Raw genomic sequence first — 13,378 nt, forward strand, 5'->3', positions numbered from 1 at the left:
ATACAGGAGAGAATTGATGAGCTGTGTACTGTTTAATGAATACCCGACCCGCGACGGCAAAAAAATTGTTGAGATCCAGCTGAACGCAGAACGGAGTCTGAATGCGCTGACGCTGGAGATGATCGATCTGATTCAGCCAAAACTGGATCAATGGAAAACCGATGATGCCGTGGTTGCTGTGCTCCTCGATAGCGCCGGAGAGAAAGCCTTCTGCGCCGGAGGTGATGTGGTCAACCTGTACAAGTCGATGACCGGTGATGGTGATCCGCAGTTTCCAACCGATTTTTTTACCCGGGAATATATTCTCGATTACACCATTCACACCTATCCCAAGCCGATTATCTGTTGGGGTCATGGCATTGTGATGGGCGGTGGTATGGGGCTGATGAACGGCTGTAGCCACCGTATCGTCACCGAGAAAACTCATATGGCGATGCCTGAAGTGACTATCGGCCTTTATCCTGATGTTGGTGGTAGTTGGTTTTTGAACCATATGCCGGGTCGTACCGGTCTGTTTCTGGGCCTCACCGGCAACCCGATGAATGCCGCAGATGCCTTGTTCCTGGGGCTGGCGGATCGGTTTATCGCCGCAGAGCTGCGTAGCCAGATGCTGGATGGACTACAGGCTGAAAGCTGGGAGGGTTGTGCCCATGCTGCCACCAATCGGGTGCTGCGCGACCTGGAGCAGCAGTCTCAGGCGGCGTTTAATGCGGACTCACCGGTGCAGAATCACTACTCGTTTATTCAGCAGATTACCGACAAAGACTCTCTGCCGGAGCTGGTTGAAGGTTTATTGGCCGTCGACAGCGATGACAAGTGGATCAATCGGGCACAGAAAGCGATCAGTCATGGTAGTCCACTGGCGATTCATATCATCAGGCAGCAGATGGAAGTGACTAAGCATATGTCACTGAAACAGGTGTTTGAAAGTGAAATGATTCTGTCGGTACAGTGCTGTAAGCAGCGGGAGTTTCCCGAAGGTGTACGGGCACTATTAGTGGATAAAGATGGTGCTCCGCAATGGATTTATAAGACAGTCGGGGAAGTTGATCCGGCATTTGTCGATCAGTTCTTCGAATCCCCGTGGGAGGTTAACCCACTGGCGTCACTCTAATTTAGCCGTTTAACAAGAACGTTAATAAGAATTAAAAGAGGCAAAGTGTTATGGCAACTATCGGATTTATCGGTCTGGGCAACATGGGCGGACCCATGGCGATCAACCTGCTGAAAGCAGGTCATGAAGTAAAGGCGTTTGACCTGTCTCAGACAGCAGTAGAGCATGTCGTATCAGAGGGCGGCACCGCTGTGGTTTCTGCGGTTGAGGCGGCTACCGGTGCTGATTTTGTGATCTCCATGCTGCCTGCCGGAGTGCATGTGCAGGGGTTATATCTGACAGGGGAGGCTCCGCTGCTGGATGTGGTCTCTGACAATGCGTTGATTATTGATTCCTCTACCATTGATGCCGCCACGGCTCAACGGGTTTCGGCGGCGGCCGCCGAACGGGGACTGAGCTTTATCGATGCACCGGTATCCGGTGGTGTCGGTGGCGCTATCGCCGGAACCCTGGCGTTTATGGTCGGTGCCACCGATGAGCAGTTTGCTAAAGCAAAACCGGTTCTGGAGTGTATGGGTAAGAATATTTTCCATGCCGGTCAGAGCGGTGCAGGCCAGATCGCCAAAGCGTGCAACAATATGATGCTGTCGATTTTGATGGCGGGTACCAGTGAAGCGCTGAACATGGGGATGAAAAATGGCCTCGATCCGGCGGTGCTCTCTGAAATTATGAAGCAGAGTTCCGGCAATAACTGGGCGCTGCAGGTGTATAACCCGGTACCGGGGGTGATGGAAGGGGTGCCTTCTTCAAACAATTATCAGGGCGGTTTTCAGGTCGATCTGATGTTTAAGGATCTGGGGCTGGCGATGGAGCTGAGTCAGCAGAGTAATTCGCCGGTGCCGATGGGATCAGCGGCGCGCTCACTGTTCTCGCTGCATAAGTCCAAAGGCAACGGCGGTCTGGATTTCTCCAGCATCCTGAAGCTCTATCAGGACAGCTGATTTTCTTATGATTTGACATCAGCAACCACATACTGCCGGTAATGCCAGCCGGCAGACTCCCTCTATAAAAACAAAACCGGAGTAGGTCATGGGTTACAACGACGAATACCGGGCTGCACAGCAGAATCCCGAAGCATACTGGGCTGAGCAGGCTAAACGGATCAACTGGTTTAAACAACCTGAAACGATCCTCCAAAAAACCGCCAACGGCACTTTCTGCTGGTATCCCGATGGTGAGCTCAACAGCTGCTATCTGGCACTGGATCAGCATCTGCAAACCCGCGGCGATCAGGTTGCCCTCTATTACGATTCCCCTGCGACCAGCAGTAAACAACAGATCACCTACCGCGAACTGCATCAGAAAGTGGCGCTGTTTGCCGGAACCCTGAAAAAGCTGGGTGTGGAGAAAGGCGATACCGTGGTGATCTATATGCCGATGATCCCCGAGGCGGCTGTGGCGATGCTTGCCTGTGCCCGTTTAGGCGCGGTGCATTCGGTGGTGTTTGGTGGTTTTGCCGCCAATGAGATGGCGATCCGCATCGATGATGCGAAACCCAAACTGATTCTGACTGCATCCTGCGGTATCGAGTTTGATAAGAAAATTGCCTATAAACCCCTGGTCGATAAAGCGATTGATCTGGCAACTCATCAGCCCGCCTATACGATTGTCTGTCAGCGGCCGATGTTGCCGGCAGAGATGAATCCGGAACGTGACCTGGACTGGTATGGGTGTCAGGAAGGCGTTGAGCCTGCCGATTGTGTGCCCGTGAAAGGCAGCGACCCGCTCTATATTCTCTATACCTCAGGCACCACTGGGGCGCCGAAAGGGATCGTGCGGGATAACGGAGGCCACGCCGTGGCGCTTAACTATGCGCTGCATAATGTCTATGGCATGAACCCCGGTGATGTCTGGTGGGGAGCCTCGGATATTGGCTGGGTAGTGGGACACTCCTTTATTGTTTATGGCCCGCTGATGGGCGGCTGCAGTGCGATCTTCTTTGAAGGTAAACCGATCAAAACCCCTGACGCCGGAACTTTCTGGCGGGTGATCGATGAGTATCGGGTGAATTCCATGTTCTGTGCACCGACCGCATTCCGGGCGATTCGCAAGGAAGATCCTGAAGGTGAGCTGGCGCAGAAGTATGACCTTTCCAGCCTTAACTGGGTGTTTGTTGCCGGTGAAAAGCTCGATTCCTCCACCTATCAGTGGCTTGATGGGCTGTTGCAGGTGCCGGTGATCGATCACTGGTGGCAGACCGAAACCGGCTGGCCCATGACTGCGCCAATGATGGGCTGGGATAACCCCTCAGCGGCCCGGCTGGGATCAACCAATAAACCGATTCCCGGTTATGATATTCAGGTGGTTGATGGCGAGGGACAGCTGGTTGAGCCGAATGAAACCGGTAATATTGTGGTCACCCTACCGATGCCGCCGGGGGTTGCCTGGGATATCTGGAATCAACCGCAGCGGTTTACGGATTCCTATCTCACCGCTTTTCCGGGCTATTACCACACCGGCGATGGTGGCTTCAAAGATGAAGATGGCTACGTTTACATCACCGGGCGCACCGATGATGTGATCAATGTCTCCGGTCATCGCTTGTCAACGGGTGAGATGGAAGAGGTGGTCTCGTCCCATCCTGCAGTGGCCGAGTGTGCGGTGATCGGTGTCAACGACACCCTCAAAGGCCAGGTTCCCGCCGGGCTGATTGTGCTGAAGGCGGGTGTGGAAATGGATGAGTCACAGCTGGAAACTGAACTGGTGCAGATGGTGCGTGATCAGGTGGGGGCGCTGGCCTGCTTCCGCCGGGCTGTTGTGGTACAACGTCTGCCGAAAACCCGTTCCGGCAAGATTTTGCGTGCCATTCTGCGCAAGATAGCAGCCAGTGATGAGTATAAGATGCCGTCTACCATTGATGATGAGAGTATTCTGGCAGAGATTACTGAGATGATGGATCGCGCGGGGATGAGGTAAGAGCCGTTGCTCGTAGCTCGACGTCACAAAAGGCGAGACTTGTCCGTTGCTCGATAAAAGCCTTCATTTAAGTGAAGGTCTGAATTTGAGTGATGAACTTTGTAAGAAAGTTGTTGCATAGGTTTTGTGCTGGGCAATAACGAGCAACGGGATCCTCCCCTTTTAGGGTTGTTGTGTAATAACGGTCTCGCTGTAGAATGAAAGCAAGCCCATGTTTTTTCTGGGTAGAAGAAACTTTATTGATAATAGACATGCAAAGGCGGTAGACAGATGAAAGTGCTGGTAACTGTCAAACGTGTTATCGACTACAACGTAAAAGTACGCGTTAAGTCGGATAACAGTGACGTTGATCTGAATAATGTGAAAATGGCGATGAATCCCTTTTGTGAGATCGCTGTAGAGGAAGCCGTACGTCTGAAGGAAGCGGGTGTCGCATCTGAAGTTGTAGTGGTCTCTCTGGGACCCCAGGCTGCACAGGAGCAGCTCCGTACCGCTCTGGCGCTGGGCGCTGATCGGGGGATTCTGGTGCAGTCCGATGAAAACCTGGAATCTCTGACAGTCGCCAAACTGCTGGCTAAGGTGATCGGGGAGGAGCAGCCAGGGCTGGTGATCATGGGTAAGCAGGCGATCGACACTGATAACAACCAGACCGGTCAGATGCTGGCTGCTCTGACGGGGATGCCTCAGGGTACCTTTGCATCTGAAGTTAAAGTGTCCGGTGATAAGGTTCAGGTCACCCGTGAAGTAGATGGTGGTCTGCAAACGGTTGAACTGACTATGCCGGCGATTGTTACCACCGATCTTCGTCTGAATGAGCCCCGCTATGCTTCTCTGCCCAATATCATGAAAGCCAAGCGCAAACCGTTGGAAACCAAAACCCCGGAGGATCTGGGCGTGGCGGTTAAAGCACATACTCAGCTGTTGAAAGTTGAGCCACCTGCACAGCGTCAGGCGGGTATTAAGGTTGCCTCCGTGGAGGAGCTGGTGGACAAACTGAAGAATGAAGCGAAGGTGATCTGATGGCTATTCTGATTATTGCTGAACACGATAACCAATCACTTAAAGGTGCAACCCTTAACGCGGTTACAGCCGCCACTCAGATCGGTGGGGATGTCCATATTCTGGTGGCTGGAGCCGGATGTCAGGCGGTTGCTGATGCGGCTTCAGCAGTGGCGGGTGTGAGTAAAGTACTGCTGGCTGATAATGCGGCTTATGAGCATCAACTGGCAGAAAATGTCAGCCTGCTGGTCGCTGAACTGGGAACTGATTACAGCCATGTTATCGCACCGGCGACCACGGCGGGTAAAAACCTGATGCCACGGGTGGCCGCTTTGCTGGATGTTGCTCAGCTTTCCGATGTGATCCGTGTTGATAGCGAAGATACCTTTGCCCGGCCTATCTATGCTGGCAATGCGATTGCTACCGTTAAATCCCTGGATGCAATCAAAGTGATTACTATCCGCGGCACCGGTTTTGATGCAGCTGCGGCTGAAGGTGGTTCAGCTGTTATAGAGGCGGTTACCGCGGTCCATGACGCCGGTATCTCAACCTTTATCGGCGAAGAGATGGCTAAGAGTGATCGTCCGGAGCTGACCGCAGCGAGTGTTATCGTTTCCGGTGGCCGGGGCATGGGTAATGGTGAGAACTTTGCACTGCTTGAGTCTCTGGCGGATAAACTGGGGGCGGCTGTGGGGGCTTCCCGGGCAGCGGTCGATGCCGGCTTTGTGCCGAATGATATGCAGGTGGGTCAAACCGGTAAAATTGTTGCGCCAGATCTGTATATTGCGGTTGGTATCTCCGGGGCGATTCAGCACCTGGCCGGGATGAAAGACTCCAAAGTTATTGTTGCCATTAACAAAGATGAAGAGGCTCCGATCTTCTCTGTGGCGGATTATGGTCTGGTGGCTGATCTGTTTGATGCGGTGCCTGAGCTGGATGGCAAACTGTAGGTTTTTTCCCTGGATATCTGCTTAGTTGTTGATAAGTAGTGGTTGACGCTGTTGGGTGGTAAAGCCACCTTTGACAGGATAAGAGCTCGCTTTTTTCAGTAAAAGCGGGCTTTTTTTATAGCTGTTCAGAGCGCTTTAGCTGTATTAGAAGACTAAAATCGGGTATCTTTACCGGCTGTTTCAGACATCGATTTCAAGAACGATATCAATAATCTCTGCTGGGGGCGGGTAAGCGAGCCGGACAGAGAGAATGACAAGTAAAGTGGATCCATAATGATTATCAAACCGAAGATTCGTGGCTTTATCTGTACCACAACACATCCCACAGGTTGTGAGCGCAATATTCAGGAACAGATCGATTACACCAAAGCGCAGGGACCGATCAAAAACGGACCCAAGCGGGTGCTGGTGATCGGTTCTTCCAGCGGTTACGGTATGTCGTCACGCATCTCCGCCGCATTTGGTTGTGGTGCAGCCACCATCGGTGTGTTTTTTGAAAAGCCCGCCAGCGACAGAAAGACCGGTACAGCCGGTTGGTATAATGCGGCTTTTTTCGATCAGAAAGCCCATGAAGCGGGTCTCTATGCCAAGAGCCTGAATGGTGATGCTTTCTCCAATGAAGCTAAACAGAAAACTATTGATCTGATTAAAGAGGATCTGGGACAGATCGATCTGGTGGTCTACTCGCTGGCTTCTCCTGTTCGTAAGCTGCCGGAAACCGGAGAGGTCATCCGTTCCTGCCTGAAGCCTATCGGCGAAACTTATCGTTCTACCGCCATTGATACAAACAAAGATGTGATTATCGAGGCTGAAGTTGAACCCGCCACCGAGCAGGAAGTAGCTGATACCGTCACCGTTATGGGCGGGCAGGACTGGGAGCTGTGGATCAACGCGCTGGATGATGCCGGAGTCCTTGCTGAAGGGTGTAAGACCGTCGCCTACAGCTATATCGGTACCGATATTACCTGGCCTATCTACTGGGATGGTGCTCTGGGGCAGGCGAAGAAAGATGTGGACCGCGCAGCGGCGGCGCTCAACAGTAAACTGTCAGAGAAGGGCGGTAGTGCCAACGTTGCGGTGCTAAAATCAGTTGTCACCCAGGCCAGTTCTGCGATTCCTGTGATGCCTTTGTATCTTTCTATGGTGTTTAAGATTATGCGCGCAGAGGGGGTTCATGAAGGTTGTATGGAACAGGTGTTCCGTCTGTTCAACACCGCTATTGCCGGTGATACTGGCAAAATGGACGATGAAAACCGGATGCGCATGGACGACTGGGAACTGCGGGATGATATTCAGCAGAAATGTCGCGAGCTGTGGCCGACGATTACCACAGAGAACCTGTTTGAAAAGACTGACTATCAACTGTATAAGGATGAGTTTCTGAAACTGTTTGGGTTCGGTGTCGCGGGCGTTGATTATGATGCGGATGTCAGCCCACTGGTTGAATTTGATGTCATCGATATCTGACAGGCCAGTGTTATCTGTCTGAAATGAAAAGCGGCACTGGGCCGCTTTTTTGTGTGTGTGTCTTCGACTCGCTTCTGAAAACTCTGACGTTGAGACAAATCAACGATGAACACGAAATGGTGACTCATAACTTTGATAACTGATGGGTTTGTGTGTGTAATAGAGTTATTCCATTTATAAAGTGAGTGATCCTGATGACTGTGTCGATTAGCAAGCGTCTTACGATTATGGGGACTGCCCCCGTTATCCTCTTAGCGGTTATTCTGCTGATATTGACTGTTTTTGAAAATAATGAGTTGCGCCATGAACAGCTTCAGGTCACAGAGAGCAAGCTGTTAGAGATGAAACGTGCAGAGTTGGAGTCGCTGAATAAGGTTGCACTGAACTCCATCAAGCATATCTATGATGCGGGGGGAGAGTTGAAAGATGCTCTGCCGATTCTGCGGGCACTTAAGTATGGTAAGAATGGCTACTTTTTTGGCTATACCGATAAAGGTGAGCGGGTCTTTATGGGGGAGATGGATAAGTCGATTGGTAAAAATTTCTGGGATCTGCAAGACTCCAATGGCGTATATATTATCCGAGAGTTGGTCAAAGCGGGTAAGCAGGGGGGCGGTTTTGTAACCTATTATTTCCCCAAACCGGGTCAGGATATAGCCGAAGCGAAACTCTCATATGCTCTCTATCTGGACCGCTGGAATCTGATGATAGGCGCGGGCTTTTATCTTGATGATGTCAAAGCGATCCTGGCAGACGTTGATACTGCGTCCTTAAATAGTCTTGATACGCTGTTGATCTACTTTGCTCTGGCTAGCGTCGTTCTGGTGGTGCTGGCAGTTATCTTCAGTTCAGTTGTCAAAGCGTCGATTATGCGCCCCCTGTACAGTATTAATGAATCGATGAAATCGTTGTCCACTGGAGAGGGGGATCTGACCTCCCGCCTCAAAATTGATGGGGATCATGAGCTGGGTGATCTGGCCCAGAGCTTTAACCGGTTTATTGAAACCCTGCAGAAGATGGTCGGCGAAGTAATTGCACTGTCTGCCGGAGTGACTCAGCGCTCTTCAGCGATCAGTAAACAGATGGAGCAGGTCTCCAATCTGTTGCACCAACAGCAGGTACAGATTGAACACTCCGCTTCGGCGATGTCACAGATGTCGGCCACGGCTCAGGATATCGCCCATAACACTGCGGAAACTGCAAACTCCACCAATGAGTCCCGGGATAACCTCAATCAGGCCGAAGGCAGTGTGGTTGAACTGACCGGAGCGGTGAAAACACTGGCAGATGATGTCGCGGGCTCTAACCAGGCTATTTCGACGCTGGAGAATAACGTGCAGGATATTATCTCCGTAGTTGGCGTCATCCAGGAGATAGCGGAACAAACCAACCTGTTAGCACTGAATGCGGCGATCGAAGCGGCCCGGGCGGGTGAGCAGGGTCGTGGTTTTGCGGTAGTGGCCGATGAAGTGCGTACGCTGGCAACCCGCACTCAGGCGAGCACTTTGCAGGTTCATGAGAGTATCGAAAAGCTCAAGTTGGCATCCAGTGATGCCGTCAAAACGATGCAGCACAGTTTTAAACAGTCGGATCTGGCGGTAACCCAGTCAGAGAAGGGGATGTCAGAACTGTCAAAAGTGTCCGGACATATGGACCTGATTCAGGAGATGTCTGTGGTGATCGCCACGGCCGCAGAAGAGCAGAGCCAGGTGTGTGAAAACCTGAATCAGACCGTGACCGAGATTGCTGGCCATTCGGAGATGTCTTCACAGATCGCCCGGGAGAATAATCAGGCGGTACAGGATCTGGCCCAGGAGGCAGGTAAGCTGCAGAAACTGGTGGGCCGGTTTAAAGTCGCATAAGTCGTTTTAATTCTCGCTATTTCATTCAGGGGCTTCGGCCCCTTTTTTGTGAGCTGAGTTTTGTGGGCAGAGAGTTATGTTGTCAGTGCAGATGAATAAAACGTTGTTGTCAGCAGTGTGACTGAACCTGTCTTTCAGCGGCGTAGTAAACAGAGTAAAAATACTTATATAGAGGTCAGGTTAGAATTTCTTCCTGTTTTGTCTTTCCGGGTAGAAAATCAACCAGGTTTGTACCACTTTAGGATGACAATAAGCCTAAGGGATGATGACAATTTACTGCAATGCACAAGATTTTTTCTTAGGAATGCGTATAATCAGCGACACAGTTTCTGCCTGAGATATGAGTTGTTCTGGTGTTATTGAAGCGAGCAACGTATCTATCACGGCTAGCTAAGATAGTTTCAGACTTATCAACGAGTTATATCCTTATTTTTTGTGTTGATATATAACTGTCAGGCCACAAGCCCGCCCCTGAAATCATCTTAGCCTCCATTATTTATAATTGAATGGCGAAGTTAGTATGACCTCAAAATCTGTTGATGTGCTGCTGGTTGGTGCAGGTGCGATGAGCACCACTCTGGGGGTTCTGCTCAAGCAGCTGGATCCATCTTTGACAATCACCATGGTTGAGCGGTTAGACCATGTAGCTGAAGAAAGTACCGATGCAATGAATAACGCGGGTACTGGTCATGCAGCTTATTGTGAACTGAATTATACCTCTCAAAACGATGATGGCAGTATCAATACCGACAAGGCATTTGCTATTAACGCCGCGTTTGAAACCAGCTTGCAGTTCTGGTCCTATCTGGTAGAGCAGGGACACCTTCCCGAGCCACATAACTTTATCAATAATGTACCGCATCAGAGTTTTGTGATGGGTGAAGAGAATGTGGCATTTCTGCGTCGGCGGTTTGAAATACTGAGTGCGACACCGCAGTTTTCTGAGATGGAATACTCCGAAGATCCGGACGTGCTGCGTCAGTGGATGCCACTGATCATGAATAACCGGGATATCACAGAACCGGTTGCCGCGACCCGTGTACGGTATGGTTCCGATGTTAACTTTGGTGCTTTAGCCCGCAACATGGTCAGGTATCTGGAACAGCAGGAAGGGTTTGATCTGCAGCTGAGTCACTCTGTTGAAGATCTGTCTCAGTACAGCGATGGTGACTGGCGGGTTGAGCTCAAAAATGGTCATACTGGCGAAAAAGAGCATATCCGCACAAAGTTCCTCTTTTTTGGTGCCGGTGGTGGGGCTTTACCCTTGCTACAGATGTCTGGTATTCCCGAAGGAGATGGATACGGCGGTTTTCCTGTCAGCGGTCAGTGGTTGGTGTGCAAGAAGCCGGAGATCGTTGAACAGCATATGGCTAAGGTCTATGGACAGGCACCGATCGGTGCGCCTCCGATGTCAGTTCCCCATCTCGATAGTCGTATTATTGATGGCAAGCGCGCATTACTGTTTGGTCCCTTCGCTGGCTTTACCACTAAGTTCCTGAAGAAAGGCTCGGCGCTGGATATGCCGTTGAGTATGCGGCTTAACAACCTGAAACCGATTATGCAGGTGGGGGCCAAAAATATGGACCTGACCCGTTATCTGATCAGTGAGGTGATGCAGTCTCACTCAGACCGGGTTGACTCCCTGCGCCGTTTTTACCCGGAAGCGAAAGATGAAGACTGGGAACTCTCCTATGCGGGGCAGCGGGTTCAGATCATTAAGAAGAATGAGAAAGGTCAGGGTAAGCTGGAGTTTGGCACAGAGGTTATCTCCTCTGCAGATAAACGACTGGCTGCACTGCTGGGGGCATCTCCCGGCGCTTCTACGGCAACGCCAACAATGATCAATGTGATTGAGCGCTGTTTCCCTGAGCGGCTGGCCACGCCAGAGTGGCAGGCTAAGATGAAACAGATGGTGCCTTCATACGGACAGTCATTGATAGAGGATGGTCAATTACTGCGGTCAGTGCGTAAGCGGACTCTCTCCACGCTGAACCTTGATCGCGACTATCAGGCCTGACCGCTGTCTTTAAAAATCAAAACCACTCTTCGGAGTGGTTTTTTTAGGTTCATCGCGGTATCGTGGGAAAAATGAGGTGGACAGACAGAGAAGAAGGTAAATTGGTAGTCGCCAAACACACCAAGCCTTCAACTCTGCTGTCACTATGCATACTATTCTGTTCGACTCTTTCTGGCCAGGTTTTCAACCCAGCACTTACACTTCGCTCGATGACCATTCTCTGATTATTCACCTGGAACCTTGCCCGAAGACGACTCCCCGTTGCAGCCGGTGTCACCAGCCAAGCCCCCTTATTCATGATCGGCGTATCCGCAAAATTCGTGATCGTGACCTGTTCGATAAGCGTGTCGAACTGCACCTGCTGGTCCGGCGTGTTGATTGCCTTAACTGTGGTCGTGTCAGCGAGCATATCGATTGGCTACGGCCTGGCGCAAGGCTGACACTGCGGATGATCGCCTGGGTTGAAACGCTGCTGCCACTACTGCCGATCAGTCACATCAGTCAACTCACAGGGCTGCACTGGCATACGATTAAAACCCTTGATAAGCGGCGCTTGGAGGCCTCTGTTGGTGGCTTTGATCCGGGCGATGTTCGTCGCTTGGTCATGGATGAATTTGCGCTTCATAAGGGGCACCGATATGCCACCGTCATCATGGATGCCGAACGTACTCGAGTGCTCTGGGTGGGTGAAGGTAATAGCCGAAAGGCTATCCGCCCATTCTTCGAGCAGCTGGGCGAGCGCTGCCAGCAGATTGAAGCGGTTGCTATGGATATGAATACCGCCTTTGACTCTGAAGTCAGCCAGCACTGTCCGCAAGCCGAAGTTGTGTTCGATCTGTTTCATGTAGTGGCCTTGTATGGGCGCAAGGTGATGGATCGCATACGAGTCGACCAGGCCAATGCGTTAAAGGCAGACAAACCCGCCCGACAGGTGATCAAGCAGAGTCGTTGGTTGTTGCTGAGAAATAAGGAAAACCTGAAGGAAGAGCAAAGCGTTCGGTTGCAGGAGATCCTTGATGCGAACCAGTCACTGGCGACCGTCTACGTGCTCAAAGACGCCTTGAAAGAGGTTTGGTATGCGCCATCGGTGTGGGAGGCGGGGTGTCGCTGGATAGCGTGGTTAAGGTATGCCAAAGAAAGCGGCTTGGAGCCATTACAGCGCTTTGCCCATAATCTAAAACGATACACGCGAGGCATCCTCGCCAGCGCAAAGTTTCCGATGCACACCAGCCTGCTGGAAGGGGTGAACAACAAGATTAAGGTGATCAAGCGCATGGCATATGGTTACCGGGACAAGGCTTACTTCTTCCTCAAAATCAAGGCAGCCTTCCCCGGTAAAGTGCGATGAACCTTTTTTTATGCCGCTATTTAACTTTAGGGTTTTATTTATTAGAGATATCTAATATATTCTGTTGCTTCAATGGGGGCATACTGTAATGGAGAAATTTATGAAAGGAACGATACTGGCTGCCGGGTTGTTAAGCTGCATTATCGCACTGACAACGGTTGCTGCCGAAAAACCTGAAAAAGCATCGGCGCAGACCACACTTGATCTGTATGCAACGCCCTCTGAGACCTGGGATGTGCTGCAAAAGGATAGTTCAGCGATTCTGGTGGATGTGCGTGATCCGGTTGAGGTGATGTTTACCGGCTTTGCCACCCCAACCCGTATTCATGTGCCTCTGATGATTGCCAATCCAAAAGGCTGGAACGATAAGAAAAGCAGTTGGGCGATGGAAAAAAATCCTGCGTTTAACACCCAGTTGACCGACAAGCTTAATCAGCTCGGTGCTAACAAGGATACGCCTATCTTTATGATGTGCCGCTCCGGCTCCCGTAGCGCTTCTGCCGTTAATCTGCTTGCCGCCCAGGGATATAACAATGTCTGGTCAGTGGTAAATGGCTTTGAAGGGGGGGCGTTGAAAGAGGGGGATTCCAAAGGGGTTCGTGCGGTTAATGGCTGGCGTAATTCCGGTCTTCCCTGGAGCTATAAGGTCGACCCTGCGGTTGCCTGGCACCCTGCCGAATAAATAAATGGAATTAAGGATTTGAT

Annotated in this window: 10 protein-coding genes; all 10 read left to right on the plus strand. The window is 51.1% G+C overall.

Annotation, left to right across the window (positions count from 1 at the left end):
- Nucleotides 1-16 precede the first annotated feature (16 nt).
- The 10 genes from BMY09_RS02095 to BMY09_RS02140 all read left to right on the plus strand — a co-directional run bounded on the left by BMY09_RS02095 (nucleotide 17) and on the right by BMY09_RS02140 (nucleotide 13,355).
- Nucleotides 17-1,114 (plus strand): enoyl-CoA hydratase/isomerase family protein, encoded by a 1,098-nt coding sequence (locus BMY09_RS02095; RefSeq protein ID WP_091353265.1) that lies wholly within the window; start codon nucleotides 17-19, stop codon nucleotides 1,112-1,114.
- 50 nt (nucleotides 1,115-1,164) lie between these two features.
- Nucleotides 1,165-2,055: a 3-hydroxyisobutyrate dehydrogenase gene (gene mmsB, locus BMY09_RS02100; RefSeq protein WP_091353267.1), complete on the plus strand. Its 891-nt coding sequence runs from the start codon at nucleotides 1,165-1,167 to the stop codon at nucleotides 2,053-2,055.
- 88 nt (nucleotides 2,056-2,143) lie between these two features.
- Nucleotides 2,144-4,030, plus strand: coding sequence for an AMP-binding protein (locus tag BMY09_RS02105; RefSeq protein ID WP_091353269.1), 1,887 nt, complete (start codon nucleotides 2,144-2,146; stop codon nucleotides 4,028-4,030).
- A gap of 270 nt (nucleotides 4,031-4,300) precedes the next feature.
- Nucleotides 4,301-5,050 carry an electron transfer flavoprotein subunit beta/FixA family protein gene (locus BMY09_RS02110; RefSeq protein ID WP_091353271.1) on the plus strand — a complete coding sequence of 250 codons (750 nt, stop codon included), beginning with the start codon at nucleotides 4,301-4,303 and terminating at the stop codon, nucleotides 5,048-5,050.
- On the plus strand, nucleotides 5,050-5,979 hold the full coding sequence (locus BMY09_RS02115) for an electron transfer flavoprotein subunit alpha/FixB family protein (RefSeq protein ID WP_091353273.1): 930 nt from the start codon (nucleotides 5,050-5,052) through the stop codon (nucleotides 5,977-5,979). The genes BMY09_RS02110 and BMY09_RS02115 overlap by 1 nt, the downstream gene beginning before the upstream one ends.
- 273 nt (nucleotides 5,980-6,252) lie before the next feature.
- The gene (gene fabV / locus BMY09_RS02120; protein WP_091353275.1) at nucleotides 6,253-7,446 is read left to right on the plus strand and encodes an enoyl-ACP reductase FabV; all 1,194 of its coding nucleotides are present in this window, start codon (nucleotides 6,253-6,255) and stop codon (nucleotides 7,444-7,446) included.
- Between the two features lie 194 nt (nucleotides 7,447-7,640).
- Nucleotides 7,641-9,308 carry a methyl-accepting chemotaxis protein gene (locus tag BMY09_RS02125; protein WP_091353277.1) on the plus strand — a complete coding sequence of 556 codons (1,668 nt, stop codon included), beginning with the start codon at nucleotides 7,641-7,643 and terminating at the stop codon, nucleotides 9,306-9,308.
- Nucleotides 9,309-9,828: 520 nt separating this feature from the next.
- Nucleotides 9,829-11,325 (plus strand): malate dehydrogenase (quinone), encoded by a 1,497-nt coding sequence (gene mqo, locus BMY09_RS02130; RefSeq protein ID WP_091353279.1) that lies wholly within the window; start codon nucleotides 9,829-9,831, stop codon nucleotides 11,323-11,325.
- A gap of 145 nt (nucleotides 11,326-11,470) precedes the next feature.
- Nucleotides 11,471-12,673 carry an ISL3 family transposase gene (locus tag BMY09_RS02135; protein ID WP_091353283.1) on the plus strand — a complete coding sequence of 401 codons (1,203 nt, stop codon included), beginning with the start codon at nucleotides 11,471-11,473 and terminating at the stop codon, nucleotides 12,671-12,673.
- Nucleotides 12,674-12,773: 100 nt separating this feature from the next.
- Nucleotides 12,774-13,355 carry a rhodanese-like domain-containing protein gene (locus BMY09_RS02140; protein ID WP_091353936.1) on the plus strand — a complete coding sequence of 194 codons (582 nt, stop codon included), beginning with the start codon at nucleotides 12,774-12,776 and terminating at the stop codon, nucleotides 13,353-13,355.
- Nucleotides 13,356-13,378 lie beyond the last annotated feature (23 nt).

Source organism: Amphritea atlantica, from assembly GCF_900111095.1.
GTDB classification, from domain to species: domain Bacteria; phylum Pseudomonadota; class Gammaproteobacteria; order Pseudomonadales; family Balneatricaceae; genus Amphritea; species Amphritea atlantica.